The organism is Pseudomonas sp. GW704-F2 (genome assembly GCF_059423025.1).
Genome location: NZ_JBWKXO010000001.1, coordinates 195,626 through 221,697, shown reverse-complemented (window position 1 = coordinate 221,697; position 26,072 = coordinate 195,626). Strand labels below are relative to the sequence as shown.

Below are 26,072 nucleotides of genomic sequence, written 5' to 3'. Positions count from 1 at the left end.
TATGCTAAAGTGATTCGAAACAACTTACTGTATCGCCGGTATACGTCTTCTCAAAAGGAATGGGGGGCTTTTTGACATGACCGGACAGGTCACGCTGGGGCTCTATGCGTTATTTGCTGATTTTATTATTGTGCGGGCTACCGCTGCTCGCCGACGCCATTGAGTTCACCCAAGACACGCGAAGCCTGCCGCTGGGCCGGGCCATGCAAGTGCTCGAAGACCCGACCAACACCCTGACCATCGCCGATGTGAGCGCTCCCGCCGCTGCCACACAGTTCAAGCCCCACGACAAAGACACCCTCAACGCCGGCTATTCGCGCTCGGTGTTCTGGCTCAAGGTCAACCTGCGTTACCAGCCCAAGCTGCCTGAAACCCAGCGCACCTGGCTGCTGGAGTTGGCCTATCCGCCCCTCGACCACCTTGACCTGTACTTGCCCGACAGCACCGGCAACTATCGCCTGGCCGGTCGCACCGGGGATGCCTTGGCGTTCTCCAGCCGCGAGATTCGCCAGAACAACTACTTGTTCAAGGTCGACTTCACGCCGGGCGAAACCAAGACCGTCTACCTGCGCCTGCAAAGCGAAGGTTCGATCCAGGCGCCGCTGACGCTGTGGTCCAGCACTGCCTACCTGGAACAACAACCGCTGCGCCTATATGTATTGGGCCTGATCTATGGCGTGTTGCTGGGGATGCTGGTGTACAACCTGTTCATCTACCTCAGCGTGCGCGACACCAGCTACCTTTATTACATCTTCTATATCGCCTCGTTCGGTCTGTACCAGCTGTCGGTGAACGGTGCGGCGGTGGAGTATTTCTGGCCGAACAACCCCTGGTGGGCGAATGCCGCGACGCCGTTCATGATCGGCTCGGCGGCGTTGTTCGGCAGCTTGTTCGCCCGCAGCTTCCTGCACACCGCCCAGCACAGCCGCTGGATCAATCGCCTGTTGCTGGCGCTGGTGGCCTGTGGCGCGGTGGTGATGCTGCTCTCACTGATGACCAGCTACGCTCTCGCGCTGCGCCTGGCCACCGGCCTGGCGCTGGTGTTCACCGTGACTATCTTCGTCGCCGCCATCAAAGCCTGGTACTGCGGCCAGCGGGTGGCGCGTTATTTCATCATCGCCTGGTCGGCGTTCCTGCTGGGCGGCGTGGTCAACACCTTGATGGTGCTGGGTTACCTGCCGAATGTGTTCCTCACCATGTACGCCAGCCAGATCGGCTCGGCGATCGAAGTGGCGCTGTTGTCCCTGGCCCTGGCGGACCGCATCAACGCCATGCGCGAGCAACAGGCGCAGATCCTCTACGACGCGAGCCAGAAGCTCGAAGTGCTCAACCAGCAGTTGGCCCGCAGTAACCGGCTCAAGGACGAATTCCTCGCCACCCTGACCCACGAACTGCGCACGCCGATGAATGGGGTGATCGGCTCCCTGGAGTTGATGCAGACCGTGCCTCTGGACGACGACCTGGCGAACTACCAGCAAACCGCCGCCGGCTCGGCGCGGGACATGATGCGGATGGTCAATGGCATCCTCACCCTCACCGAGTTGCAGGCCGGGCGCCTGAGTGCCCAGCCCAGGGTGTTCAGCCTGCGCGGCGTGCTCGACACCTTGCGCCAGCAGTTCAGCGCCAGCGCCCAGAGCAAAGGCCTGGCCTTTTCCATCGATGTCGCCGACGACTTGCCCGATCGCCTGCGCGGCGATGCCGACAAACTCAGCCAGTGCCTGGATTGCCTGTTGGACAACGCCTTCAAGTTCACTCACGAAGGCGTCGTGCGTCTGCGGGTGGTCGGCGTGCCCCTGAGCGATGGTGCAGTGCGCCTGAGTTTTATCGTCACCGACACGGGCATCGGCTTTGCGTTCCTCGACGAGGCCACCCTGTACCAGCGTTTCTTCCAGCTCGATGGCTCGACGACCCGCGAATACGGCGGCCTGGGGATTGGTCTGGCGATCTGCCGGCAACTGATCGAATTACTCGGCGGGCGCCTTACCCATCATTCCGAACCGCGCAAGGGCAGTCGTTTTCAGCTGGAACTGGCGGTCACCCCGCTGCAGCCCGAGCCACGCCCGGCAAGCCCCGCGCACGCACGCACGCCTGCGCAGTGTGCGGTGCTGCTGGTGGACGACAACAGCGTCGGCCAGTTGGTGGTGCGCGGCATGTTGCTCAAGCTCGGTTATCGGGTGAAAACCGTCGACAGCGGGCCGGCGGCGTTGGCGGCGTTGCAGGGGGAAACCTTCGACGCAGTGTTGCTGGATATACCGGAAGGCGGTTTCTCGTTGTGCTGTCAGATTCGCGCGTTGCCCGGCTGCGGCGAGTTACCGGTGATCGCCCTGAGCACCACGTTGAATGTGTCCGAACGCGAGCGCTGTCATGGCATCGGCATCACCGAGCGCCTGGTCAAGCCGGTACGTTTCGACGCGCTGCAAGCGCTGCTGGAACGTCGGCTGCTGTGTCCGTCAGAGGGCGAAAGCGCCGGACATTCGGCGCGTATGCCACTTTTTTAAGCGAGATGACGGTGCTTAACTGAAATTCGGGCCGCAACCCCAGGTGGCCTTTTTTCCAGGAGGCCCGTCATGAACCTGCATCAGTTCGCCGAAACCCACGACGTCACCAACCAGCCGCCCTCCCTGGACGGCATCAACCTGTACCGCATCGATGTGCCGCTGCAAGACTGGTCGCGCCGCTTCGACGCCGGCTGGGCAGCACCGCGCTTCGATGCCTATGGCGCGTTGGCCGGTGGGCCGCTGATGGCGGCCGGGTTCCTGGCGAACCAGAACAAGCCACAGTTCAGCAGCCATGACCGCTATGGCCACCGTGTCGACCTGGTGGAGTTTCACCCGGCCTACCATGAGCTGATGCACACCGCCGTCGAGCATGGCCTGCCGTCGCTGCCGTGGGCTCATCCACAATCCGGCGCCCATGTGGCCCGTGCTGCCCTGACGTACCTGCACAGCCAGGCCGAGGCCGGCACCGGCTGCCCGTTGACCATGACCTTTGCCTGCGTCCCGGCCCTGCGCCTGCAACCGGATCTGGCGCAGACCTGGCTGCCGAAAATCCTCAGCACCGATTACGACCCGCGCAACGTCGGCATCGCCCACAAGGCCGGTGCCACCATCGGCATGGCGATGACCGAGAAACAGGGCGGCACCGACGTGCGCGCCAACACCACGCGTGCTTACCCCGTGGGCGCGGGCGGCCCCGGCCAAGCCTATGAGCTGGTGGGGCACAAGTGGTTCTGCTCGGCGCCGATGTGCGATGCGTTCCTCACCCTGGCCCAGACCGACAAGGGCCTCACCTGTTTCCTGCTGCCTCGACACCGTCCGGACGACACGCGCAACCAGTTCTATATCCAGCGTCTGAAAAACAAACTCGGCAATTGCTCCAACGCGTCCAGCGAAGTCGAGTTCCGCGGCGCCCTGGCCTGGATGGTCGGCGAAGAAGGCCGTGGCGTGCCGACCATCATCGAGATGGTCGCCATGACCCGCTTCGATTGCATGGTCGGCTCCAGCGCCTTGATGCGCCAGGCGCTGACCCAGGCCAGCCATCATTGCGCCCATCGTTCGGTCGGCGGTCGCGTACTCAGCGAGCAGCCGCTGATGCAAAACGTGCTGGCCGACCTGGCGCTGGAAAGCGAGGCCTCGCTGGCCTTGAGCTTGCGCATGGGCCGCGCCCTCGATCATTTGGGCGATGAGCAGGAAGCCAAGTTCTCCCGGCTGGTGACGGCGGTGGGCAAGTATTGGATCTGCAAGCGCGCGCCGGCGATGATCAACGAAGCCGCCGAGTGCATGGGCGGTGCCGGTTATGTGGAGGACAGTATCCTGCCGCGCTTGTATCGTGAGGCGCCGGTGAATTCGACGTGGGAAGGTTCCGGCAATGTGCAGTGCCTGGACGTGCTGCGCGCCTTGTCCAAAGAACCGGGCGTGCTGGAAGCGCTGTTCGTCGAGCTGGGCGACGGGCATGGCGACAGGCAGTTGGCGCGGCATGTTGAGCAACTGAAGTCGGCGTTCATGGACACCCAGGATATCCAGTACCGCGCGCGGCAACTGACCGAGGACATTGCCGTAGCGTTGCAGGCCAAGTTGTTGCTGGAGTCCGGGAACGCGGCGGTCAGCGATGGGTTTATCGCCAGCCGTTTGGGCCAGTCGTCGGGACGCGTGTATGGCACCTTGCCACGTGGTGTGGATGTTGAGGCGATTGTCGCGCGGTCCACGCCACAGGCCCTTTGAATACACGCGGTCAACATGTGGGAGCTGGCTTGCCTGCGATCGCGGTGTGCCAGCCTCCCACAGGGACTGAGCTCTTCTTGAGTAGGCATGCCAATTCAAAGTTTGCGTCTGACAGGGATACAGGCAAGATAAAGGTCTGCAAGTCAGCACACAGGATGCTTACCGTGACCGAAGCTTTTGTTGTCGTTCAAACCGCCGAAGAAGCCGTGGACCGGCTGGCGGCTCTGCATGAGCGTGCTACCGGCGCGCTCAATCAGGCCCTCAAGCAATACCTCAAGGACCGCGTCGAGCCCGACGCCGAACAACGCGCGATGTTTCGTTACCCGGAGCTGCGCCTGACTTACCAATGCCATGGCGAAGTCCCACAACCCACCCGGGCGTATGCCAAGGTCCAACTGCCGGGGACTTACAGCGTCACCGTCACCCATCCGTCGGCATTCCGTAAATACCTGCTGGAGCAATTGGTGCCGCTGATGCACGACTTCACCGTGACGGTGGAAGTCGGCGTCAGCCAGCAGAATATTCCTTACCCGTATGTGGTCGAGCAGGGCGACGAACTGGCCGGCTCCGGCGTGACCGCCGCGACCCTGGCGCGGGTGTTCCCCAGCACCGACCTGTCGGCCGCCACCGATGGCATCGCCGACGGCCTGTACGACTGGGAAAACACCGACCCGCTGCCCCTGGCCCTGTTCGACGCGGCCCGCGTGGACTTTTCCCTGCGCCGCCTGGTGCATTACACCGGCAGCGATTGGCGCCATGTACAGCCGTGGATCCTGCTGACCAACTACCACCGTTATGTCGACCAGTTCATCGTGCATGGCCTGGAGCAACTGCGCAGCGACCCGCGTTTTATCCGCATGGTGTTGCCGGGCAACGTGATCATCGACAAGAGCATGGACCACGGCGAAGCGTCCGCCATTGCCGCAGGCGTGGTCTGGCACCGTTACCAGATGCCGGCCTACCACCTGCAGGCCAGTGACGGCCACGGGGTGACGCTGGTCAACATCGGCGTCGGCCCGTCCAACGCCAAGAACATCACCGACCACCTGGCCGTGCTGCGTCCGCATTGCTGGCTGATGATCGGCCACTGCGGCGGCCTGCGCCAATCCCAGACCATCGGCGACTATGTCCTGGCTCACGCCTATATGCGCCGTGACGGCATTCTCGACCGCGTAGTGCCGCCGAATATCCCGATCCCGGCCCTGGCCGAAGTGCAGATGGCCTTGCAGCAAGCGGCGGCCAACGTCACCGGCGAAAAAGGCGAAGAGCTGAAAAAGCGCCTGCGCACCGGCACCGTGCTGACCTACGACGACCGCAACTGGGAACTGCGCTGGGCCCAGGAACGGCCGCTGATCAACCTGTCCCGCGCCGTCGCGGTGGACATGGAAAGCGGCACCATCGCCGCCCAAGGCTACCGTTTGCGCGTGCCCTACGGCACGTTGCTGTGTGTCTCGGACAAGCCGTTGCACAGTGAGATCAAGCTGCCGGGCTCGGCCAACGCGTTCTATGAGCGGGCGGTCAGCCAGCACTTGAAGATCGGCATCGAGGCGGTCGACCTGTTGCGCACCGAGCTCAACTCGCTGCACTCGCGCAAACTGCGCAGCTTCGACGAGCCGCCGTTCCGCTAAGCGGTTGGGATGGTCATTTAGCGGTCAGGCCACTAGCATTGTCGGTCCTGACCGTTAGATGTTCCTTCGCCATGTCCCGTCCCAGCCGTCCCGATTCGCGTCGCCCTGGCGTGAAAGCCCCGTATTCCGCAGCCCGTCGCGTCGCCAAGGCGCCACCGGCCGAGCCGAAGCTGATCCTGTTCAATAAACCGTTCGACGTGCTGACCCAGTTCAGCGACGAAGGCGGGCGGGCGACCCTCAAGGATTTTATCGACATCCCCGGCATCTACCCGGCGGGCCGCCTGGACCGTGACAGCGAAGGCCTGCTGCTGTTGACCAACGACGGTCAATTGCAGGCGCGGATTGCCGACCCCAAGCACAAGCTGGCGAAAACCTATTGGGTGCAGGTGGAAGGCGAACCTACCGAAGAACAACTGCAACGCCTGCGCGACGGGGTGGAGCTCAACGACGGCATGACCTTGCCCGCCGAAGCACGGCAACTGGACGAGCCTGAGTTATGGCCACGCAACCCGCCGGTGCGTTTTCGCAAAAGCGTGCCGACCCACTGGCTGGAGTTGGTGATTCGTGAGGGGCGAAACCGCCAGGTGCGGCGCATGACCGCGGCGGTGGGGTTGCCCACCTTGCGCCTGGTGCGCGTGCGGATTGGCGATTGGTCCATCGACGGCCTGGATCAGGGCCAATGGAAGGCCGTACCGGCGCGCTTATAAGGCGCCGGACTCGATCAGGCCGATCACCACGCTCTTGATGACGAACGCGGCCACGCCCAGGCCCAGCACGAAAAACAGAATGAACGAGCCAAAACGCCCGGCCTTGGATTTCTTCGCCAGGTCCCAGACGATGAAGCCCATGAAAATGATCAGAATCGTGACCAGGCCGGTCATCATCCATTCTTCGAATAGTGCGGGGTCAATCGAGTTCATTCGGTAATTTTTCCGACAGGGCAGGCGGGAAGTATACGGCAGTGCTCGGGCTGGGCATTGACCTGCGTCGGTGCGTCGCAGGCAGACTTCACGGTTGAAACACAGGCTGAATGTGGGAGGGGGCTTGCTCCCTCCCACCTTTGACCGTCACCGATCTCAAGTACGCAGATGGGTCAGCGGCAGCTCGGTGCTGTTCAATACCTGGTTCAGCACAAAGCTCGAGCGCACGCTGGTCACGCCTTCGATCCGAGTGAGGTGGCCCAGCAGCAGCTTCTGGTAGTGATCCATGTCCGGCACCACCACTTTCAACTGATAGTCGGCATCCATCCCGGTCACCAGGCTGCATTCCAGCACCTGCGGCAGGGTACGGATGGCGGCTTCGAAGTTCTCGAAGCGCTCGGGGGTGTGGCGGTCCATGCCGATCAGCACGTAGGCGGTGAGGCTCAGGCCGAGCATCTTGCGGTCGAGCAGCGCGACCTGGCGGGCGATGTAGCCGTCGTCCTCCAATTGCTTGACCCGGCGCGAGCAGGGCGACGGCGACAGCCCGATACGCTCGGCCAACTCCTGGTTGGAGATCCTCGCGTCGCGCTGCAATTCCGCCAAAATACTCAGGTCGTATCGGTCAAGTTTGCTCATGGGGCTGGCCTTTGTCGTAACTATTGCGGTGAATTATCCCTTAAGGGTTAAAAATTGCGCAAGCACTGTTTATTGACGCAATCTTCGCAATCATCTGTCGGGGCGCTGCGCCTATGATTACCAACAGAATCACCGCCTGGACATAGTCCACTGCAGCTCGCCCAATCAGGCCCGCTGCGGCCGCCACCCCAGCAGGGTTGAGCCGGCCTCCAGGCTGCACACTGTCCACAAGACGGCGTGAGGTGAGCCAACGTCATAAGCGTTGAGCCAGGACGAAGTTCTCAAGGGGCGGCCGACGGGCTGCCCCTTTCTTTTTGCCTTAAGAAAATAGTTCTCGTGACTGATAACCTGTTCCAGAACCGGGCGAGGCTTTTCCAGTCTCATTGATAAGCCCTAAACCGCAGTGAGGAAGAGCATGAAGCGCATCTGGCGAATGGCAGGTGTTGGTTTGTTGGTGGTCAGCGTCAGCGCGCAGGTAACAGCGGACGAGCGCGATAATTCACCCGAGCGGCCGCAGGGCGGCGGGCAGCATGAACGCGGCCCTGAAGGTGGCGGGCGGCCTGAGAATAATCAACCGCGCCCGGAGAACCCACATTTTGATCGCGGCGGCCCGAACGGCGGCGGTCAGGGGCAAGGCCGGCCCCAGGGCAATGAGCCGGGTCGCCCGGCACCGCAGCCACAACCGTCGAACAGCCTGCCGATCCAGGGGCGGCCCGATACGGTGCGCCAGACCCAGGAACCGCGTGAGGGTTACTACCGCGATATCCCGCGCCGCAACGACGGCAATCAACATTGGGAGGCCGGCGGCCCCGGTTCACGTCCAGGCAACGACGGCGGTTACCACAATGAGCGTCCCGGTGATAATCGCTGGCCAGGTCGCCCCGATGGGCACGGCAACGGCTGGGGCCCCGGCCCGCAGTATCGCCCGGGGTATATGGTGGATCGTTTTCCCGAGCGTAATTACCGCGTGCCTTACCGTGGCCAGGATTATTTCTTCTCCGGCGGCTACTGGTATCGCCCGCAAGGCCCGCGCTATGTAGTGGTGGCGCCGCCGTATGGCATCCGCGTGCATTACTTGCCGGACTACGCGCGCGAAGTGTGGGTGGGCGGTGCGCTGTTCTTCCTCGCGGCGGGTGCCTATTACACCTACGAAAACAGTACCCAGCAGTACGTGGTGGTGGAACCGCCGACCGCCGTACCGGCACCGCAGCCAGCACCCCAGGGTAACGGTTATGACGTGGTGGCCTATCCCGCCAACGGCCAGTCACCGGCGCAGGTGCAGCAGGATGGTTACGACTGTTATCGCTGGGCCGTGCAGCAAAGTGGCTTTGACCCGCAAGCGGTCACCTACGCTCCAGCCCCGGCAGTGGTGCAAGCCTACCGCCAGGCCCAGGGCAACTGCCTGAGCAGTCGCGGCTATCAGGTGCAGTACTAGGCCTGGGCGCCACTCACCACATCCAACGGGTCGGCGTGTACCAGCACTTCGGCCCGCGGGTAGGCTTTGTGAATGGCATCGGCGGCCTGGTCGCTGATGCCGTGGGCGACAGACAACGTCAATTCCCCCGGCAATTCCAGGTGCAGTTGCACAAACCAGTGGTTGCCGGAAATCCGCGTGCGCAAGTCGTGTGCGCCCAGCACGCCGGGTACGCCACGCGCCAATTCCAGCATGTGCTGGCTGACGTCCGGCGGCAGTTCTTCGTCCATCAGCACGGCAAAGCTTTCCCGGGCGATCTGGATCGCGCTCCACAGAATGTAGGCCGCGATGCCCAGGCCGAACCAGGCGTCGATCTGATGGAAGCCGAAACCGGCCAGGATCAGCGCAATCAAGATACTGCCATTGAGCAGCAGGTCCGAGCGGTAGTGCAGCGAGTCGGCGCGCACGGCGCTTGAGCCGGTTTCCCGCACCACGTGGTGTTGCAGGACCAGCAGGGCCACGGTCAGCGCCAGGGACAAGATAATCACGCCAATGCTCAGCCACGGCGCGCCCACCGGTTCGGGATGCTTGATCCGTTCGAATGCCTGCAACGCAATCAGCACCGCACTGCCGGCGATAAACAGCGCCTGCGCCATCCCGGCCAGCGACTCGGCCTTGCCATGCCCGTAACGGTGATCGTCATCGGCCGGGCGCAGGGCGTAATGCACCGCCAGCAGATTGAGCAGCGAGGTGACACCATCGAGTAGCGAATCGGTCAACCCGGCGAGCATGCTCACCGAGCCGCTGAGCCACCAGGCGATGGCCTTGGTCACAATCAGCACAGAGGCGACGCCCACCGAGGCGCGCGTGGCCAGGCGCAAGAGCCGGGCGTGTTCGGGACTGCTGGTCATAAGCGGGTCAGATCCTTAGGCGGACGGTTGTAAGCCGAGGGCCGCCAGTTGTTGCACGCTGCCCTTGAACTGGATCATGCGCGGGTCGTCCAGCGGCAGCGTGCGACCGGTTTCCTGCTGGATGATGGTCTGCAGCTTGGCGGTGTCGACCTTGCCGTCGGCACCGATGGCTTGCTGCAGTTTCTCCGGGGCGACTTGTGCGGTCTTGCCCGGTTCGAAGTAGATCGCGCCGGTGGCGAAGTCGACGCCGAAGGCGATCAGGCCAGGGATCACGTAGAACAGCAGGCCCACGGCGTCGAGCACGGCAATCGTCGGGTCGATCTTGCCGTCGATCTGGCCGCGACGGTCGGGATAGAAAATCGAACCGCAGGCCGTCAGTTGGCTCAGCAGAGTGACGGCGAGGACACCGCCGATGACACGGGAAGCGATACGCATGGAAAATCTCCTGTCAGTCACTGTAGGAGCGAGCTTACTCGCGAAAGACGTTAACGATACCGCGTGCTGCCTGAATGTGCGTGGTGCTCTGTGATTTTTCGCGAGCAGGCTCGCGCCTACGGGAGACCACCACCGGCATCCGACAGTTCGCCGTTATACTTGCCGCTCTGCTTTGGAGCCAGTATGAATTCGTTGCCGATTGATGATGTTTTACCCGCCCTGCGTGACGCCTTGGCGAATCGCCATGAAGCCGTGCTGGAAGCACCGCCCGGCGCCGGTAAAACCACCCGCGTACCCTTGGCCTTGTTGAATGAGCCTTGGCTGGCCGGGCAGACCATCCTGATGCTCGAACCCCGACGCCTGGCTGCGCGCGCCGCCGCCGAGCGCCTGGCCAGCGAGCTGGGGGAAAAGGTCGGTGAAACCGTCGGCTATCGCATCCGCCTCGACAGTAAAGTGGGGCCCAACACGCGCATCGAAGTGGTCACCGAAGGCATCCTCACCCGCCGCCTGCAGGACGACCCGGCGCTGGACGGCGTGGGCCTGCTGATCTTCGACGAATTCCACGAACGCAGCCTCGACGCCGACCTGGCGCTGGCCCTGAGCCTGAATGGCCGCGACCTGTTTCGCGACGAGCAGCCGCTGAAAATCCTGCTGATGTCCGCCACCCTCGAAGGCGAGCGCCTGGCCGCGCTGCTGGACAACGCGCCGATCCTGCGCAGCGAAGGGCGCATGTTCCCGGTGCAGATGCGCTGGGGGCGGCCGTACCAGGCCGGTGAATTCATCGAGCCGCGCCTGGTGCAGACCATCCTCGACGCTTTGCATGACGAAACCGGCAGCGTGCTGGTGTTCCTGCCGGGCCAGGCGGAGATCCGCCGGGTCAACCAGCAACTGGCAGACGCGCTCGGTGATCGCCGCGATGTGCTGCTCTGCCCGCTGCATGGCGAGCTCGACCTGAATGCCCAGCGTGCCGCCATCGACCCAGCGCCCGCCGGCAAGCGCAAAGTGGTGCTGGCCACCAACATCGCCGAGACCAGCCTGACCATCGATGGCGTGCGCGTGGTGATCGACGCCGGGTTGGCGCGTGTGCCGCGTTTCGACCCCGGCAGCGGCATGACCCGCCTCGACACCCAGCGCATCTCCCGCGCCAGCGCCACTCAGCGTGCCGGCCGGGCCGGGCGCCTGGAACCGGGCGTGTGCTATCGCTTGTGGTCCGAGGACCAGCACGAAGGCCTGGCCGCCTATGGCAGCGCGGAAATCCTCGCCGCCGACCTCGCCGGGCTGGCCTTGCAACTGGCGCGTTGGGGCGTTGCGCCCGCGCAGTTGGTGTGGCTCGACATGCCGCCCGCTGCCGCGTATGCCCAGGCCCAGGACCTGCTGCAACGCCTCGGCGCCTTGAATGACGACAAACTGACCGCCCACGGCCAGAAGATGGCCGAGCTGCCGGCCCATCCGCGCATCGCCCATCTGCTGCTGCGCGGGCAGGATCTGGGGCTGGCGGCCACTGCGTGTGATGTCGCCGCGCTGCTGGGCGAGCGCGATATCCTGCGCGGGGGCGGCGCGGATCTGCACAGTCGCCTGGCGTTATTGTCCGGTGAAGAACGCGCGCGGGGCACTCAGGGTGGTGTTCAGCGCGCCAAGCAGTTGGCCCGGCAATATCGCGGCTATTTGCGCGGCCAGGCGACCCAGCCGGTGGCCGACCCCGAACACCCGCGTTGGCTCGGCGCGCTGCTGGCGTTGGCGTATCCCGACCGCGTGGCCCAACAACGCCGCCCCGGCGGCGCCGAATACCGCCTGGCCAATGGCCGCGCCGCCTTGTTCGCCGAGGCCGATAGCCTGATGAAACAAGCCTGGCTGGTGATTGCCGACCTGGGCAGCCGCCAGGGCCAGCGCGAAGAACGCATCTACCTGGCGGCGGATTTTGATCCGGCGCTGTTCGACACGGTCCTCGCCGAACAAGTACGCACCGTCGACCAATTGGATTGGGACGAGCGCGAAGGCGTGCTGCGCGCCGAACGCCAGCGTAAAGTCGGCGAACTGGTGCTCAGCCGCGAACCCCTCAGCGGCCTCGACGAAAACGCCCGCAGCCAGGCGCTGGTCAACCTGGTCCGGCGCAAAGGCCTGGAGCTGTTGCCCTGGACGCCGGAACTGCGCCAATGGCAGGCCCGTGTGATGTTGCTGCGCCAGCTGGACACCGGCAACACCAGCGAATGGCCCGACGTCAGCGACAGCGCCTTGCTCGCCGGCCTGGAGCACTGGCTGATGCCTTACCTGGGCAAGGTCTCGCGCCTCAGTCATTTCGCCAATCTGGATATTTCCAGCTACCTGCACAACCTGTTGCCCTGGCCGTTGCCCCAACGCCTGGACGAACTGGCGCCGCACCATTTGAAAGTGCCGTCGGGTTCGTCGGTGCGCTTGGACTACAGCGAGCATCCGCCGATTCTGGCAGTGCGCCTGCAGGAATTGTTCGGCCTGGCGGATACACCGCGCATTGCCGGCGGGCGCCAGGTGGTCAAGTTGCACCTGCTGTCCCCGGCGCGACGGCCGGTGCAGGTGACCCAGGATCTGGCGAACTTCTGGCGCAGTACCTACGCCGAGGTGAAGAAAGATCTGAAAGGGCGCTATCCCAAACATTACTGGCCGGATGACCCGTTGGTGGCCGAGGCGACGGCGCGGATCAAACCCCGCAAGTAAGCGTGACCGCGACTCAAATGTGGAAGGGGCGGTTATTGCGCGGCGGGCAGCAGGAAGCGGGCGATGACCGGCAGATGGTTGGAAATGCGCAACGTATCCGCCTGGCGCACCTTGGCTTCTACACGCTTGATCCGCGAGCTGTAGAACAGGTAATCGACGGTGCGATCCGGTCCGTCCAGGCTCGGGTCATTCGGAAAGTGCGTCAGCCACTGCTCACGATCAATCCCGGTGGATTCGCTGTTGCTCGGGATCATCGGGTATTTGTCCCACAGCAGATGCAGTTCGCTGTCCGGTGAATACTGCCCGCGTTTACCGGCATCCAGGCGCAGGAATTGCCCCAGCGGCAGCAAATTGAAATCCCCACCGATCAACCACGGCGTACCGCGGCTTTCGAATTTATCCAGCAGTTTCACCGTGGCCTGGACTTGTGCTTGCACCGCACTGCGCCCGGGTGCGTCGCCTTCCAGGCGAGTGTTGAGCACCGCCAGTTGGCCGCCGTCGCTCAAGGGCAGATAGGTCAGCAGCAACGCCGGTTTGGGTTGGAACTGACGGCTGATGAAATCCGCGGGCGGTACGGGCAGTTGCAGGCGTTCGGCGTGTTCGATCTGGTAGCGGCTCAGGGTCACCAGCTTGCGGCCGACGCTGCCGAAAATATGCAGGTTGGGGATAAAGTCAGCTTTCCAGTCGAAGGCCTGGGCGCTGCAGGGGTAGAGATCGACGAGCCGCTCTTGCAGCAGCGCCACCTGATCCTGGTAGTGGGACGGCTTGGCGCCTTCGTCGAGTTCCTGCAACAGCAGGATGTCGGGCTGTTCGTCGCGAATCACCCGGGCCACTTCGTCGAGGCTGAAGGCCATGTCTTCGACGGTGGGGCGGTCGTCCGGGCCGCTGCCGTCGGCGGTGTCGTACCAGAACACGTAGTTCTTGCCGGCCAGGTACTGCACGTTCCAGGTCATCACCTTGAGCGCCTGCCCGGGCAGCAGGGTCGGCGCACGGGGCGCGATGCAGCTCACGGGCAGGGTTTGCTTGTCGGCGGGGCGCCAGGTCAGGCTGTAGATCAGGGCCGTCAGCAGGCCCGCGATGATCAGCAGGCCCAGCAAGGTGAGGCGCAATAAACGGGTCATCGGCTCGGCTTATAGCGTGTCAGAGGTGACACGGAGCATATCACCGCACGTCGGCGTCGCCACCGATCAGCATAAATAAACGGAACAGCACCACACTGGTAAACAGCTGCAGGAAGCTGTGCGCGCTGTCGATCAGCACGCCCAGCAACGGCGCGGGCTCGGGATACGCGGCCATGCTGGCGCCTTTGAGCAGCCACAGTGGCGTCATTACGCACAGCAGGCACACCAGGATTCGCCAGAAATGCCCGCGGGTCAGGCGCAAACTTTCCTTCATCGCCGCCAGTGCAGGCATGCCGCGCAGCACCAGCAGGTACTCGGCGAACGCCAGCACCACCATCAGCCACAGGCCCGGCAGGAAATACAGCGACAGCCCGAGCAATATCAGCAGGGTGCTCATCGCCGTCAGCAGGGCGAAGCGCGGCCACAGCGTCAGGGCCATGGCCCATACATCCTTGGTGCGCGGCGATTCGCCACGGGTGCGGGCGTCGAGAAACAGGATCAGCGCCCCGGTGTACAGCGGATACACCAGCAACCCCACCACCACGCTGTAGCCGGGGAAGGCATCCGGGCCGAGCGTGTGGTCGAGCACCTGTTGCAGCAGGGCTTCGAGGATCACCAGCGGCAGGCACAGCTGGACGATGGCGCCCAGGTTGCGCTGGGTGAAACGGAGGGAGTCGCGCAGCACATCTAACGGATTCATCAGAGTCATCACAGGCCGAAAAAAAGCAGGGGCACACTTTAACCGATAGGTGCCGTGAGCAAGCAAACGTAAACCTTGAGTAAAGACCATTGAAACAACTGGTAACACCCCCATAACTAGCAAGACCGAGCCTGATCACAGGCCGGACCATGATTTCTACCGGCAATCTAACGAGGTCGCCATGAACAGCGAAGAGCAAACCCTGATCGATGGACTGTTTTCACGGCTGCAACAGGCCGAAACGGACTCAGCCCCCCGCGACGCGCAGGCCGAAGCGCGGATCAAGGAGCATATGACGCGCCAACCGGCGGCCGGGTACTACATGACCCAGTCGATCCTGGTGCAGGAACACGCGCTCAAGAACCTCGACGCGCAGAACAAGCAGCAGGCGCAACAGATCCAGCAATTGCAAGACGAGCTGCAGCGGGCCAAGTCCCAGGCGGCACAACCGGCGCCGAGCAGCGGTGGCTTTCTGTCGAGCATTTTCGGCGGCGGTTCCCGTGACGCGCAACCGCCACAGAGCGCTCCGGCCTCATCCGGCGGCGGTTGGCGTGAACCGGCTCGGCCGTCTTTCGGACAACCTGCACCGCAACAAAACTACGCCGCCCCGCAGCAGAATTACCAACAGCCGCAACAACCCGCTGCCGCCCCCATCGGCAGTGGCTTTCTCGGTGGCGCCCTGAAAACCGCAGCGGGTGTGGCCGGTGGTGTGATGCTGGCGGAAGGTATCAGCAGCCTGTTCAACCACAACTCGCAACAGCCGCAAGTGGTGGAAGAAATCATCCGTGAAGTGCCTGCGCCTGCCAGTGACAACAGCAACTGGGGCAACGATGACCAGAAGTTTGCTGGCAATGACAACTGGGGCAGCAACAATTCCGACAGCTTCGCGGACAGTGATTATTCCGACAACTCGTCCTCCTTCGACGACGACGATTCCTTCGTCTGACGCATCCAGGCCGGGGCGCTTTGCCGCCCCGGGCTGATTTTTCCCGGAAACTTTCCCGTGGCTGGCATACTGGCAACCTTTGCGGACCTTCGCGTCCGGGGTCCAAGCGGCAGTCATGGGGAAGTGCGGTGAAGAAAATTGCAGTGTTCGCCGATGTACAAAACCTCTACTACACCGTGCGCCAGGCGTATGGCTGCCACTTCAACTACGCCGCCCTGTGGGCTGACATCAGCTCGCGCGGGCAGATCGTCGAGGCGTATGCCTATGCCATCGACCGTGGTGACAGCAAGCAGCAGCAATTCCAGCAGATCCTGCGCAACCTGGGCTTTACCGTGAAGCTCAAGCCCTACATCCAGCGCAGCGACGGCTCGGCCAAGGGCGACTGGGACGTGGGCATCACCATCGACATCATGGACGCCGCCGCTAACGTCGACGAAGTGGTGTTGGCTTCCGGCGACGGTGATTTCGACATGCTGCTCGACCGCATCATCCACAAGCATGGCGTTGAAGCCGTGGCCTACGGCGTGCCGGGGCTGACGGCCAACTCACTGATACGCGCCGCCAGCCGCTACGTGCCGATCGAAGGCGCGTTGCTGCTCAAATAAGCGCTGCGGTTCAATAGATAAATGCTTAGACGGAGTTGGAACAGGTTTGGAACGTATAGCGGTCATCGACTTTGAAACCACCGGCATCACCCCGAGCAGCCACTGCCGGGCCACGGAAATCGCGGTGGTCATCCTCGAACGTGGCCAGATCGTGGACCGCTACCAGAGCCTGATGAACGCCGGCGTGCGCGTGCCGGGCTTTATCGAACAGCTCACCGGCATCAGCAACGCCATGCTGCGCAGCGCGCCGCCGGCCGAGCGGGTGATGAACGAAGTCAACGAGTTCGTCGGCACCACACCGCTGCTGGCGCATAACGCCGCGTTCGACCAGAAGTTCTGGGACTTCGAACTGGGCCTGATCCGCCGCACCCGCCTGCAAAAATTCGCCTGCTCGCTGCTATTGGCCCGCCGCCTCATGCCTGCTGCACCCAACCACAAACTCGGCACCCTCAACAGCTACGCCCAACTGCCCCACACCGGCCAGGCTCACCGGGCCATGGCCGATGCGGAGATGGCGGCTAACCTGACGGCGCACCTGGCCGAGCAACTGCGACGGACCCATGGCTTGCGCGAGCTGTCCCACGACCTGCTGTGTACCTTGCAGAAAGTCCCGGCGGCGAAGATCAATGAGCATTTGAAGAAGCATCGCGGGTTCTGATAGAACAACGCCGTTCAACATGTGAGAGGGGGCTTGCCCCCGATTGCGGTGGGTCAGCTACACATAAGCTGACTGATCCACTGCTATCGGGGGCAAGCCCCCTCCCACATTTTGACTGTGTTCATCCATCAAAGTGGGAAGGGCGGTGCGACGATTCGACTTGCCCCCGATGGCGTCAGAGGCCGCACTGCAGATTTGAACGCTGAACGATCAAGTCGACAATTTGCTCAAGGGTGGTGATGTGATCCCAATCTGCCTGCGTCGCGCGCAGTTTGAATTGCCACTTGATCTGCATGACAAAGCAAGTCAAATCGTCATCGATGATCTTGAAGTCATGGATGAAATCCGTTTGTTCCGTCACCTGGCTGCGGTCGATGAAGCCGATGATATCGACGAACAGTTGAATGACCTTTTCGCTGATCTCGGCTCGGGTCAGATTACTTTCCATTTCTTGCCTCGTAGGCACACTTACCAATACTGATTAGATCAAAGACAGCCAACCCCGCAGCCACGAAGGGAATGCCTCGCCCGATCTGGCGCCATGGGTCCAGCCTGGCGAATTAGGCAAAGCCATGACTGCCGGGCAGCTTGTCATTGTGTTTCCCATATGAAACGCCATGCTTGAAGTTGAGCCGAAATCGATGCCCTTGCTTTCGAGCTCAAACTTGCTTCGCATGATTGCTGTATGAAGATCGCTTTCCTGCATGCCGTAGTCCCTGTACGTAAATGACAGGCGGATAGTAAGTTTCAGCAAAGGGCGATTGGTGGTTGGCGGGAAAAACCAGAAAGGTCCGACGAAGCAGTAGCGCTTAGCCTACTGACGTTTCAGAAGACCGCTAAAAGCCTCCACAAAGAACTGATGTTTTAGTGGCAAGCAAGACCAATCCCTTTCATTTGCGGGACGTTTCCTAGAGAATTCCACGGCCTTGCGCCCCTCGGATCAGGTAGCTAGTCTCGCCTCGTCATCGAATCATCGATGATCGGACGTGCAAGTCCGGTTCGCAAAGGTGCACTAGCGCCCTACATCTCAACGCCTGGTTTTTAGTGGTCGGCGTTTATCTGTTATGGCGGCTGTGCGCTGAAGACCTTCGGGGTCTGCCGGGTTTCCTTTGCCCCGGTCTTGCACACCTGCGTACAGCTGCCACCCTCATTCGCGTGCAAGCGAACGGTGACGGCCTCTTACTTCAGAGGAATTACACCATGGTCAAAGTCACCCCCGATCCACCAGACTTCTTGAGCGAAGACGCCCTGCTCAACCGCCGCGCCATCGACTACTACCTCAAAGCGTCCGCCCCGGATGCACCCACCTTCATCCTGAATGACAACCTGAGCCTAGAAGATGCCCTCGCCCATGCGGCGGACTTGCTGCATTGCGCGGTGAAAACTGCGCACTTGCCGGGTGAGGCGATGAACGCGCAGCAGCGTGCGGTGATGCATTTGGTGGAAATGGCGAAGGGAGTGGTGGATCGGGCGCTGGAGTGTGTGCAACCTCGTTGAACCACACATAACGAATGTGGGAGGGGGCTTGCCCCCTCCCACATTTTGACTGTGTTCATCCATCAAAGTGGGAAGGGCGGTGCGACGATTCGACTTGCCCCCGATGGCGCTGGATCAGCCACCACTTTTCCCATTCCCCTCCAACTGCCCCAACGGCACCCGCCGCTCTATCGCGCTCGACAAAATGATCGAGGTCTTGCTGAAGCCGAACTTCGCTATCCGATTAATCAAACTCTCCAGCTCCGGCATGGTGCCTACCGCCGCTTGCATGATCACGCACGGATCGCCCGTGACCCGGTGGCATTCGGTCAGTTCGGGGATTTCGGCCAGGGCGTCGTACACCTTCTGGCTGCCATGGTTGGTCAGGCGCAGTTCGATCACGCACTGGATCGGCAGGCCGACTTTGGACAGGTCCACCTTGGCCTGGTAGCCGGTGATCACGCCGCTGGCTTCCAGCTTGGCCACGCGCTCGGCCACGGCGGGGGCGGAGAGGTTGACCGTGCGCGCGAGTTGCGCGTAGGACGCGCGGCCGTCTTCGAGCAGGGCGCTGAGGAGCATGCGGTCGTATTTGTCCATGAAAAGGCTCCAGCGTCAGGTGGCTTTCGAAAGCATGGTTTATAGCCCTCATAACCATGCTTTGAAAAGTGTATGGGCGGTTTAAACAGGTTTTGTAACTTATGTTTATGCACCTGTCTTTTTAGAATAAGCCTCTCTTTTTCTGCCGCAGAGCTGCCCAATGCCTGGCCCACGTCGCTTTCCCTTACCGTTGATCGCCGCCTTTTTTGCGTTGTATGTGATTTGGGGGTCTACCTACCTGGTGATCCGGATCGGTGTGGAGTACTGGCCACCGCTGTTGCTGGCGGGGATTCGGTTCTGTACGGCGGGGGCGCTGATGTACGCGTTTTTGCGCTGGCGTGGAGTGCCGGCGCCGACGTGGGTGCAATGGAAGTCCGCCGGGATGATCGGGATTTTGCTGCTCACTTTCGGTAATGGCGGTGTCACGTTGGCGGAGCACGCGGGGGTGTCGTCCGGTGTCGCTGCGCTGGCCGTGGCGACCGTGCCGCTGTTCACCTTGCTGTGCGGTTACTTCTGGGGCGCGCGTAATACCCGTCTGGAGTGGGCGGGGGTGATCCTGGGCATTATCGGCATTGCCATGCTCAACATGGGCAGCACCTTGCAATCGAGCCCGATCGGCGCGGCTTTATTGCTGTTTGCCGCCGCCTCGTGGGCGTTCGGTTCGGTGTGGAGCCGGCAACTGCCGCTGCCCCAGGGCGCGATGGCCAGTGCGGCGGAGATGCTGGTGGCCGGTGCGGCCCTGTTGATCGGCAGCGCAGTGTCCGGTGAGCACCTGCAAGCCATGCCGCCGCTGGAGGGCTGGCTGGCCCTGGCCTACCTGACGGTGTTCGGTTCGATCATCGCCTTCAACGCGTATATGTACCTGCTCAAGCACGTGCGTCCGGCTGCCGCGACCAGCTATGCCTATGTGAACCCGGCGGTGGCGGTGTTGTTGGGGATCGTGTTTGTCGGCGAGTCCATCGGCATCGAAGAGGCACTGGCCATGTTGGTGATCATCAGCGCCGTGCTGTTGATCAGCCTGCCCCAGTGGCGAAAGCCTGGGCCGAAAATAAGGTAAACTGCCGCGCATAACGCCTTTTTACCCGCTTAGGCGCTGAATTTCCCCTACGGTAACCACATGACTTTCGCCACACTTGGCCTGATCGAACCCTTGCAGCGCGCCCTTGAGACGCTCGGCTACCAGACCCCGACGCCGGTGCAGGCGCAAGCCATTCCGGCGGTGCTGGCCGGCCGCGACCTGATGGCCGCTGCCCAGACCGGCACCGGCAAGACCGCCGCTTTCGCCGTGCCGCTCCTGCAACTGCTGACCATGGAAGGGCCGAAAGTCGCCGCCAACTCGGCGCGCGCGCTGATCCTGTGCCCGACCCGCGAGCTGGCCGAGCAGGTTCACGCCAGCGTTGCTGAGTATGCCCAGCACCTGCCACTCACCACCTACGCGGTGTACGGCGGCGTGAGCATCAACCCGCAGATGATGAAGCTGCGCAAAGGCGTCGACGTGTTGGTCGCCACGCCTGGCCGCCTGATCGACCTGTTTCGCCAGAACGCGCTGAAACTCAATCAACTGCAAACCCTGGTGCTCGACGAAGCCGACCGCATGCTCGACCTGGGCTTCTCCGAGGAGCTGGCGAATATTTACCGCATGCTGCCGAAAAAGCGCCAGACCCTGCTGTTCTCCGCGACCTTCTCCGATGAAATCCGCACGCTCGCCGGGCAAATGCTCAACGACCCGCTGAGCATCGAAGTCAGCCCGCGCAACGTCGCCGCCAATACCGTCAAGCAATGGGTGGTGCCGGTGGACAAGAAGCGCAAGCCGGAGCTGTTTGTCCACCTGATGCGCAAGGGCCGCTGGAAGCAGGTGCTGGTGTTCGCCAAGACCCGTAACGGCGTGGACGCGTTGGTGGATAAGCTGCAGGGCCTGGGCATCAATGCTGACGGCATCCACGGCGACAAGCCGCAGGCGACCCGCCAACGCGCGCTGGACCGCTTCAAGTCGAGCGACGTGCAGATCCTGGTGGCCACCGACGTGGCGGCCCGTGGCCTGGATATCGAAGACCTGCCGCTGGTGGTCAACTTCGACCTGCCGATTGTGGCTGAGGACTACATCCACCGTATCGGCCGCACCGGCCGCGCGGGCAACACCGGCGAGGCGATTTCCCTGGTGTGCGCCGATGAAGTGAACATGCTGTCGGCCATCGAGATGCTCACGCGTCAGACCTTGACCCGGCATATGGAACAGGATTTCGAACCGGAACACCGCGTGCCGGACACCGATGCCAGTGGGCAAGTGGTGAAGAAACCGAAAAAGCCGAAGAAGCCCAAGGCTTCCGGTGGTGGCGGTAAGCGCAACCTGGGCAAGTGGGTGGACAGTGGTGAGGTCGCGTCTGCCGAGCCGTCGATCAAGCCGGTGCGCAAGGTGCCGGTGTTCAATACTGGGCCGCGTAAGAAGAAGTGATTTTGCGGCGTGGCTGATGGCCTCATCGGGGGCAAGCCCCCTCCCACAGTTTTGATCTGTGAATACATTCAAAATGTGGGAGGGGGCTTGCCCCCGATGACGGCTTTGAATTCACCGCAGATCTCAACGCTTAAGCCACTCCAACATCCCCCGCCCGGCCGCTCTGCCACTGGCAAAACACCCCGTCAGCAAATACCCGCCGGTCGGCGCCTCCCAGTCCAGCATCTCCCCCGCACAAAACACCCCCGGTAATTGCTTGAGCATCAACCGCTCATCCAGCGCCTCAAACGGCACACCGCCCGCCGTACTGATCGCTTCATCCATCGGCCGGGTTTTCACCAGGCTCAGGGGCAATGCCTTGATAGCCACAGCCAATTGCGCCGGGTCGTTGAAATGTTCGGCGGGTGCCAGCTCACGCAACAACGCCGCCTTGACCCCATCCAGCCCCAACTGACTGTGCAGATGCTTGCTCATCGAGCGCGACCCACGCGGCTTGGCCAAGGCGGCCTGGACCTTGTCCAGCGGCTTGCTCGGCAGCAGGTCGATGTGCACCGTGGCGGCGCCATTGCGATTGATCGCCTCACGAATCGGTGCCGACAGCGCATAGATCAGGCTGCCCTCGATACCGCTGGCGGTGATCACGCATTCGCCGAGGCGCGGCTTGTCATCTCCCAGGCCGATAGCGACGTTTTTCAACGGTGCGCCAGCGAATTTGCTGACCATCAGTTCGCTCCAGGCCGACACCTCGAAGCCACAATTACTCGGCTGTAACGGCGCGCAGGGCACGCCTTTAGCTTCCAGCCGCTTGAGCCAGGTGCCGTCGGAGCCCAGGCGCGACCAACTGCCGCCGCCAAGGGCGAGCAGCACGGCGTCGCTGTGGATGGTTTTTTCGCCGTCCGGGCTGTGGATAAGTAAACCGCCGTCCGCGCTCCAGCCCAGCCAGCGATGGCGGGTGTGGATAACCACGCCGTGGTCGCGCAGGCGCTTGAGCCAGGCACGCAACAACGGGGCGGCTTTCATGTCTGTGGGAAACACCCGGCCGGAGGTGCCGACAAAGGTGTCGATGCCCAGGCCATGAATCCATTCGCACAGCGCTTGCGCACCAAACGCACGCAGCAACGGCGCCATCTGCGGCGCACGTTCGGCATAGCGTGACAGGAACGCCGGGTAAGCCTCGGAATGGGTGATGTTCATGCCGCCCACACCGGCCAGCAGGAACTTGCGCCCCACCGAGGGCATGCCGTCGTACACGTCCACCCGCAGGCCCGCCTGGCTCAGGATTTCAGCGGCCATCAGGCCGGCAGGGCCGCCGCCGATAATGGTGACGTGTTGGGCAGGGGTCTGAGGCATGGGCAGGGCTACGGTCGCGTGAATAGGCCGAGCATTCTACCCGAGGACGGCGCAAGTTCCTGATCAAAAAACGTACAGCTTCCTACAGGCTATGCGGTTACTGGCTTTCAGACGTTTACGCTCAAGTTATCCACAGGCCGTTCCACAGGCATTGTGGGTAACGCCCATATTTCAATGACAACCTGATGACGTCCACACCCGTTGTGCGCTGTGGTGCAGGATGCCGTGGCGGCGGGCCAAGGCCACACGGTCTTTGCTGTAGCCGCCGCCGATCACGCCCATCACCGGAATGTCGCGGCCCAGGCAATGGCGCATCACGCTCTCATCGCGGGCGGCGACGCCTTCGTCCGTCAGCTTGAGGTAGCCGAGGGCGTCGTCCTTATGCACGTCGACGCCTGCGTCGTACAGCACCAGGTCCGGCTGGTACAGCGGCAGCAGGTAGTTGAGCGCGTCGTCCACCACCTTGAGGTAATCGGCGTCGCCCATGCCCATGGGCAGCGGGATGTCCCAGTCGCTCTGGGCCTTGCGCGCCGGGAAGTTCTTTTCGCAGTGCAGCGACACGGTGATCGCGTCCGGCGTGTCGTGGAGGATGCGCGCGGTGCCGTCGCCCTGGTGGACGTCGCAGTCGAAGATCAGCACGCGGTTGACCCGGCCGCTGGCCAGCAGGTAATGGCTGATCACGGCCAGGTCATTGAAGATGCAAAAGCCCGCCGGGTAATCGTAGTGGGCGTGATGGGTGCCGCCCGCCAGGTGGCAGGCCAGGCCGTGTTCCAGCGCCTGCTCCGCCGCCAGGATCGAACCGCCCACCGCGCGCACGGTACGCCGCGCCAGGGCTTCGCTCCAGGGCAGGCCGAGGCGCCGTTGGTCTTCGCGGGACAACTCGCCGCTCATGTAGCGTTCGATATACCCAGGTTCATGGGCCAGGGCCAGAATGTCCGCCGGACACAGCGGTGGGCGCAGTAATTGGCTGTCCTGGGTCAGCCCGGTGGACACCAAGTGGTCACGCAACAGGCGGAACTTGTCCATCGGGAAGCGGTGGTCCGCCGGGAACTCGGGGCTGTAATCATCGTGGTAGATCAATGGCAAAGGCATGGGATTTTCTGACGGGAACCTGCGACGGATCTTAACAGCGCGGTACACTCACGCACATGGCAAGGGAGGGGGACCCATGGAGCCGATACTGGAATTGCACAGCGCACGCCTGGTGCTGCGCCAATGGCGCGATGCCGACCTGCCGGCGTTTGCGCACATGTGCGCCGACCCGCAGGTGATGCGTTATTTCCCGACCCGATTGGACCGCCTGGAAAGCGCCGCGTTGATCGGCCGGATTCGTGGGCATTTCGCCGAATACGGCTTCGGCCTGTGGGCCTTGCAGCGCAAGGACAGCGGCGAGTTCATCGGCCTGACCGGGTTGCAGAATGTCAGCTTTGAAACCGCCTTCACCCCTGCGGTGGAAATCGGCTGGCGCCTGGCGCGTGAGCATTGGGGCCTGGGGTATGCCAGCGAGGCGGCATGGACCGCGTTGCGTTGTGGTTTCGACCGCCTACAGTTGGACGAAATCGTCGCCTTCACCACCCAAACCAATCTGCCATCACAAAAAGTCATGCAAGCCATCGGGATGCATTACGATCCCCAGGCAGATTTTGAACACCCCAAGGTCGCGGCCGATGACCCGCTGCGCCCGCATGTTTTGTACCGCATCACCCGCGCCCAATGGTTGGACACGCTGCACGGATAAGCAGCCCGGAATGCCCCATAGATTGTAGGAGTTGCTCTATGAGCCAAGTATTGGAAGATCTGGTGGACTTGCTGACCCTGGAGCCGATCGAGGAAAACCTCTTTCGCGGCCGCAGCCAGGACCTGGGTTTTCGCCAACTGTTCGGCGGGCAAGTGCTCGGCCAGTCGCTGTCGGCTGCCAGCCAGACCGTAGAAGCCGAGCGGCACGTGCATTCTTTGCACGGTTATTTTCTGCGCCCCGGCGATGCCGCATTGCCGGTGGTGTATTCGGTGGACCGCGTGCGCGATGGCGGCAGCTTCAGCACACGCCGCGTGACGGCGATCCAGAAGGGCCACCCGATTTTTACCTGCAGCGCGTCGTTCCAGTACGACGAAGCCGGCTTCGAGCACCAGACCAGCATGCCTGCGGTGGTCGGCCCGGAAAACCTGCCGTCGGAGCTGGAGCTGACCAAGCAGCGCGTCCACCTGATCCCCGAGCACATGCGCGACAAGTTGCTGTGCCCCAAGCCGATCGAAGTGCGCCCGGTGACCGAAAAAGACCCGTTCAACCCGCAGCCGTCCGACCCGGTCAAGTACGTGTGGTTCCGCGCCGACGGCGCTTTGGCCGACACGCCGGCGCTGCATAAGTACCTGCTGGCCTACGCCTCGGACTTCGGCTTGCTGACCACGTCGCTGCTGCCCCATGGCAAGACCGTGTGGCAGAAAGACATGCAGGTCGCCAGCCTCGACCACGCACTGTGGTTCCACGCCGACCTGCGCGCCGATGACTGGTTGCTCTATGCCATGGACAGCCCGTGGGCTGGTAATTCCCGTGGTTTCTCGCGGGGCAGCGTGTACAACCGCGCTGGGCAACTGGTGGCCTCGGTCACTCAGGAAGGCCTGATCCGCCACCGTAAGGACTGGGCGTGAGCCTGGCGCAGATTAAACATTGGGTGTTCGACATGGACGGCACCCTCACGGTGGCTGTGCATGATTTCGCGGCCATTCGCGTAGCGCTGGATATTCCGCCCGAGGATGACATCCTCACCCACCTCGCAGCATTGCCGGCGGATGTCGCGGCGGCCAAACATGCCTGGTTGCTGGAGCATGAGCGCGAGCTGGCGCTGGGTTCGGTCGCGGCGCAAGGCGCGGTGGAACTGGTGCGGGAATTGGCCGGGCGGGGTTGTCGCCTGGGCATCCTGACCCGCAACGCGCGGGAGCTGGCGCATGTGACGTTGGAAGCGATTGGCCTGGCGGACTGCTTTGCCGTCGAGGATGTACTGGGGCGCGATGATGCGCCGCCCAAGCCCGACCCAGGCGGCCTGCTGAAACTGGCGGCGGCCTGGGATGTCTCGCCCAGTGCGATGGTGATGGTGGGGGATTACCGCTTTGACCTGGATTGCGGCCGCGCAGCGGGGACCAGAACAGTGTTGGTCAACCTGCCGGAGAACCCGTGGCCCGAGCTGGCTGATTGGCATGCCGCAGACTGCGCGGTACTGCGCCGGATGATCCAGCCCGGGCAATAGAGATCAAATGTGGGAGGGGGCTTGCCCCCGATAGCAGTCTGTCAGTTAAAAAATTGCTGACTGTTACACC

The 26,072-nt window shown here is 62.7% G+C and carries 25 protein-coding genes; 15 read left to right on the top strand and 10 right to left on the bottom strand.

Features of this window, described 5'->3' with window-relative positions:
* Window positions 1-104 precede the first annotated feature (104 nt).
* The 4 genes from AC07W0_RS01010 (at window position 105) to AC07W0_RS00995 (ending at window position 6,555) form a co-directional block, all read left to right on the top strand.
* A complete protein-coding gene (locus AC07W0_RS01010; protein WP_102616982.1) occupies window positions 105-2,498 on the top strand; it encodes a hybrid sensor histidine kinase/response regulator in 2,394 nt (797 codons plus the stop codon).
* A 69-nt stretch (window positions 2,499-2,567) separates the two neighbouring features.
* Window positions 2,568-4,220 carry an acyl-CoA dehydrogenase family protein gene (locus AC07W0_RS01005; RefSeq protein WP_102616981.1) on the top strand — a complete coding sequence of 551 codons (1,653 nt, stop codon included), beginning with the start codon at window positions 2,568-2,570 and terminating at the stop codon, window positions 4,218-4,220.
* Between the two features lie 155 nt (window positions 4,221-4,375).
* On the top strand, window positions 4,376-5,848 hold the full coding sequence (gene amn, locus AC07W0_RS01000; protein WP_173677794.1) for an AMP nucleosidase: 1,473 nt from the start codon (window positions 4,376-4,378) through the stop codon (window positions 5,846-5,848).
* Window positions 5,849-5,919: 71 nt separating this feature from the next.
* Complete coding sequence (locus tag AC07W0_RS00995; RefSeq protein WP_017848317.1) at window positions 5,920-6,555, top strand: pseudouridine synthase; 636 nt, start codon at window positions 5,920-5,922, stop codon at window positions 6,553-6,555.
* Here AC07W0_RS00995 and AC07W0_RS00990 read toward each other — a convergent pair.
* Complete coding sequence (locus AC07W0_RS00990; RefSeq protein ID WP_026140189.1) at window positions 6,550-6,759, bottom strand: DUF2788 domain-containing protein; 210 nt, start codon at window positions 6,757-6,759, stop codon at window positions 6,550-6,552. The genes AC07W0_RS00995 and AC07W0_RS00990 overlap by 6 nt on opposite strands.
* Window positions 6,760-6,924: 165 nt before the next feature.
* On the bottom strand, window positions 6,925-7,404 hold the full coding sequence (locus tag AC07W0_RS00985) for an Lrp/AsnC family transcriptional regulator (RefSeq protein ID WP_003194418.1): 480 nt from the start codon (window positions 7,402-7,404) through the stop codon (window positions 6,925-6,927).
* A 415-nt stretch (window positions 7,405-7,819) separates the two neighbouring features.
* On the opposite strand from AC07W0_RS00985, the gene AC07W0_RS00980 reads away from it, so the two are divergent.
* The gene (locus AC07W0_RS00980; RefSeq protein WP_102616979.1) at window positions 7,820-8,839 is read left to right on the top strand and encodes a DUF6515 family protein; all 1,020 of its coding nucleotides are present in this window, start codon (window positions 7,820-7,822) and stop codon (window positions 8,837-8,839) included.
* On the opposite strand, the gene AC07W0_RS00975 is transcribed toward AC07W0_RS00980, so the two are convergent.
* Both AC07W0_RS00975 and pmcY read right to left on the bottom strand, forming a co-directional pair.
* The gene (locus AC07W0_RS00975; protein WP_017848314.1) at window positions 8,836-9,729 is read right to left on the bottom strand and encodes a cation diffusion facilitator family transporter; all 894 of its coding nucleotides are present in this window, start codon (window positions 9,727-9,729) and stop codon (window positions 8,836-8,838) included. The two genes, AC07W0_RS00980 and AC07W0_RS00975, sit on opposite strands and share 4 nt — an antisense overlap.
* A 15-nt stretch (window positions 9,730-9,744) precedes the next feature.
* Window positions 9,745-10,164 (bottom strand): periplasmic Zn2+ metallochaperone PmcY, encoded by a 420-nt coding sequence (gene pmcY / locus AC07W0_RS00970; protein WP_017848313.1) that lies wholly within the window; start codon window positions 10,162-10,164, stop codon window positions 9,745-9,747.
* Window positions 10,165-10,347: 183 nt separating this feature from the next.
* On the opposite strand from pmcY, the gene hrpB reads away from it, so the two are divergent.
* Complete coding sequence (gene hrpB, locus AC07W0_RS00965) at window positions 10,348-12,855, top strand: ATP-dependent helicase HrpB (protein WP_102616978.1); 2,508 nt, start codon at window positions 10,348-10,350, stop codon at window positions 12,853-12,855.
* 32 nt (window positions 12,856-12,887) lie between these two features.
* On the opposite strand, the gene AC07W0_RS00960 is transcribed toward hrpB, so the two are convergent.
* Window positions 12,888-13,976 (bottom strand): endonuclease/exonuclease/phosphatase family protein, encoded by a 1,089-nt coding sequence (locus tag AC07W0_RS00960; protein ID WP_017848311.1) that lies wholly within the window; start codon window positions 13,974-13,976, stop codon window positions 12,888-12,890.
* A gap of 40 nt (window positions 13,977-14,016) precedes the next feature.
* A complete protein-coding gene (locus AC07W0_RS00955; protein WP_046381956.1) occupies window positions 14,017-14,676 on the bottom strand; it encodes a DUF7847 domain-containing protein in 660 nt (219 codons plus the stop codon).
* 181 nt (window positions 14,677-14,857) lie between these two features.
* Here AC07W0_RS00955 and AC07W0_RS00950 point away from each other — a divergent pair, with 181 nt between their 5' ends.
* From AC07W0_RS00950 to AC07W0_RS00940, 3 genes are all read left to right on the top strand, one after another.
* Window positions 14,858-15,622, top strand: coding sequence for a DUF2076 domain-containing protein (locus AC07W0_RS00950; RefSeq protein WP_017848309.1), 765 nt, complete (start codon window positions 14,858-14,860; stop codon window positions 15,620-15,622).
* 128 nt (window positions 15,623-15,750) lie between these two features.
* A complete protein-coding gene (locus tag AC07W0_RS00945) occupies window positions 15,751-16,227 on the top strand; it encodes a LabA-like NYN domain-containing protein (RefSeq protein ID WP_017848308.1) in 477 nt (158 codons plus the stop codon).
* Window positions 16,228-16,273: 46 nt separating this feature from the next.
* Window positions 16,274-16,885, top strand: a complete 612-nt coding sequence (locus tag AC07W0_RS00940; RefSeq protein ID WP_017848307.1) for a 3'-5' exonuclease — start codon at window positions 16,274-16,276, stop codon at window positions 16,883-16,885.
* Window positions 16,886-17,060: 175 nt separating this feature from the next.
* Here the strand turns inward: AC07W0_RS00940 and AC07W0_RS00935 are convergent, their stop codons facing one another.
* A complete protein-coding gene (locus AC07W0_RS00935) occupies window positions 17,061-17,333 on the bottom strand; it encodes an acyl carrier protein (protein ID WP_017848306.1) in 273 nt (90 codons plus the stop codon).
* A gap of 752 nt (window positions 17,334-18,085) precedes the next feature.
* Between AC07W0_RS00935 and AC07W0_RS00930 the strand changes: the two genes are divergently transcribed.
* A complete protein-coding gene (locus tag AC07W0_RS00930; protein ID WP_017848305.1) occupies window positions 18,086-18,382 on the top strand; it encodes a DUF3077 domain-containing protein in 297 nt (98 codons plus the stop codon).
* Window positions 18,383-18,496: 114 nt separating this feature from the next.
* Here AC07W0_RS00930 and AC07W0_RS00925 read toward each other — a convergent pair whose 3' ends face one another.
* The gene (locus AC07W0_RS00925; protein ID WP_046381959.1) at window positions 18,497-18,958 is read right to left on the bottom strand and encodes an Lrp/AsnC family transcriptional regulator; all 462 of its coding nucleotides are present in this window, start codon (window positions 18,956-18,958) and stop codon (window positions 18,497-18,499) included.
* A gap of 160 nt (window positions 18,959-19,118) precedes the next feature.
* Here AC07W0_RS00925 and yedA point away from each other — a divergent pair, with 160 nt between their 5' ends.
* Together yedA and rhlE1 are read left to right on the top strand one after the other, a co-directional pair.
* Window positions 19,119-20,015: a drug/metabolite exporter YedA gene (yedA, locus tag AC07W0_RS00920; protein WP_017848303.1), complete on the top strand. Its 897-nt coding sequence runs from the start codon at window positions 19,119-19,121 to the stop codon at window positions 20,013-20,015.
* Window positions 20,016-20,075: 60 nt separating this feature from the next.
* On the top strand, window positions 20,076-21,410 hold the full coding sequence (rhlE1, locus tag AC07W0_RS00915; RefSeq protein ID WP_102616977.1) for an RNA helicase RhlE1: 1,335 nt from the start codon (window positions 20,076-20,078) through the stop codon (window positions 21,408-21,410).
* Window positions 21,411-21,533: 123 nt separating this feature from the next.
* On the opposite strand, the gene AC07W0_RS00910 is transcribed toward rhlE1, so the two are convergent.
* Both AC07W0_RS00910 and AC07W0_RS00905 read right to left on the bottom strand, forming a co-directional pair.
* Window positions 21,534-22,760 carry a TIGR03862 family flavoprotein gene (locus tag AC07W0_RS00910; RefSeq protein WP_017848301.1) on the bottom strand — a complete coding sequence of 409 codons (1,227 nt, stop codon included), beginning with the start codon at window positions 22,758-22,760 and terminating at the stop codon, window positions 21,534-21,536.
* A gap of 171 nt (window positions 22,761-22,931) precedes the next feature.
* Window positions 22,932-23,852, bottom strand: a complete 921-nt coding sequence (locus tag AC07W0_RS00905) for a histone deacetylase family protein (protein WP_046482194.1) — start codon at window positions 23,850-23,852, stop codon at window positions 22,932-22,934.
* Between the two features lie 76 nt (window positions 23,853-23,928).
* Here AC07W0_RS00905 and AC07W0_RS00900 point away from each other — a divergent pair, with 76 nt between their 5' ends.
* Genes AC07W0_RS00900 through AC07W0_RS00890 form a run of 3 tightly spaced genes read left to right on the top strand, consistent with a single transcriptional unit; the run spans window position 23,929 to window position 26,002 of the window.
* The gene (locus AC07W0_RS00900) at window positions 23,929-24,498 is read left to right on the top strand and encodes a GNAT family N-acetyltransferase (protein ID WP_046482192.1); all 570 of its coding nucleotides are present in this window, start codon (window positions 23,929-23,931) and stop codon (window positions 24,496-24,498) included.
* Between the two features lie 38 nt (window positions 24,499-24,536).
* Complete coding sequence (gene tesB, locus AC07W0_RS00895) at window positions 24,537-25,406, top strand: acyl-CoA thioesterase II (RefSeq protein WP_046381965.1); 870 nt, start codon at window positions 24,537-24,539, stop codon at window positions 25,404-25,406.
* Window positions 25,403-26,002 carry an HAD family hydrolase gene (locus tag AC07W0_RS00890; RefSeq protein ID WP_102616976.1) on the top strand — a complete coding sequence of 200 codons (600 nt, stop codon included), beginning with the start codon at window positions 25,403-25,405 and terminating at the stop codon, window positions 26,000-26,002. Before tesB ends, AC07W0_RS00890 begins: the two co-directional genes overlap by 4 nt.
* The last annotated feature ends 70 nt before the right edge of the window (window positions 26,003-26,072 follow it).

Excerpts from the sequence above, each read along its gene's own strand:
- AC07W0_RS01010 (WP_102616982.1), top strand. The coding sequence starts at position 105 with ATGCGTTATTTGCTGATTTTATTATTGTGCGGGCTACCGCTGCTCGCC.
- AC07W0_RS01005 (WP_102616981.1), top strand. The coding sequence starts at position 2,568 with ATGAACCTGCATCAGTTCGCCGAAACCCACGACGTCACCAACCAGCCG.
- amn (WP_173677794.1), top strand. The coding sequence starts at position 4,376 with ATGCTTACCGTGACCGAAGCTTTTGTTGTCGTTCAAACCGCCGAAGAA.
- AC07W0_RS00995 (WP_017848317.1), top strand. The coding sequence starts at position 5,920 with ATGTCCCGTCCCAGCCGTCCCGATTCGCGTCGCCCTGGCGTGAAAGCC.
- AC07W0_RS00985 (WP_003194418.1), bottom strand. The coding sequence starts at position 7,404 with ATGAGCAAACTTGACCGATACGACCTGAGTATTTTGGCGGAATTGCAG.
- AC07W0_RS00980 (WP_102616979.1), top strand. The coding sequence starts at position 7,820 with ATGAAGCGCATCTGGCGAATGGCAGGTGTTGGTTTGTTGGTGGTCAGC.
- AC07W0_RS00975 (WP_017848314.1), bottom strand. The coding sequence starts at position 9,729 with ATGACCAGCAGTCCCGAACACGCCCGGCTCTTGCGCCTGGCCACGCGC.
- pmcY (WP_017848313.1), bottom strand. The coding sequence starts at position 10,164 with ATGCGTATCGCTTCCCGTGTCATCGGCGGTGTCCTCGCCGTCACTCTG.
- hrpB (WP_102616978.1), top strand. The coding sequence starts at position 10,348 with ATGAATTCGTTGCCGATTGATGATGTTTTACCCGCCCTGCGTGACGCC.
- AC07W0_RS00960 (WP_017848311.1), bottom strand. The coding sequence starts at position 13,976 with ATGACCCGTTTATTGCGCCTCACCTTGCTGGGCCTGCTGATCATCGCG.
- AC07W0_RS00955 (WP_046381956.1), bottom strand. The coding sequence starts at position 14,676 with ATGAATCCGTTAGATGTGCTGCGCGACTCCCTCCGTTTCACCCAGCGC.
- AC07W0_RS00950 (WP_017848309.1), top strand. The coding sequence starts at position 14,858 with ATGAACAGCGAAGAGCAAACCCTGATCGATGGACTGTTTTCACGGCTG.
- AC07W0_RS00935 (WP_017848306.1), bottom strand. The coding sequence starts at position 17,333 with ATGGAAAGTAATCTGACCCGAGCCGAGATCAGCGAAAAGGTCATTCAA.
- AC07W0_RS00930 (WP_017848305.1), top strand. The coding sequence starts at position 18,086 with ATGGTCAAAGTCACCCCCGATCCACCAGACTTCTTGAGCGAAGACGCC.
- AC07W0_RS00925 (WP_046381959.1), bottom strand. The coding sequence starts at position 18,958 with ATGGACAAATACGACCGCATGCTCCTCAGCGCCCTGCTCGAAGACGGC.
- yedA (WP_017848303.1), top strand. The coding sequence starts at position 19,119 with ATGCCTGGCCCACGTCGCTTTCCCTTACCGTTGATCGCCGCCTTTTTT.
- rhlE1 (WP_102616977.1), top strand. The coding sequence starts at position 20,076 with ATGACTTTCGCCACACTTGGCCTGATCGAACCCTTGCAGCGCGCCCTT.
- AC07W0_RS00910 (WP_017848301.1), bottom strand. The coding sequence starts at position 22,760 with ATGCCTCAGACCCCTGCCCAACACGTCACCATTATCGGCGGCGGCCCT.
- AC07W0_RS00905 (WP_046482194.1), bottom strand. The coding sequence starts at position 23,852 with ATGCCTTTGCCATTGATCTACCACGATGATTACAGCCCCGAGTTCCCG.
- AC07W0_RS00900 (WP_046482192.1), top strand. The coding sequence starts at position 23,929 with ATGGAGCCGATACTGGAATTGCACAGCGCACGCCTGGTGCTGCGCCAA.
- tesB (WP_046381965.1), top strand. The coding sequence starts at position 24,537 with ATGAGCCAAGTATTGGAAGATCTGGTGGACTTGCTGACCCTGGAGCCG.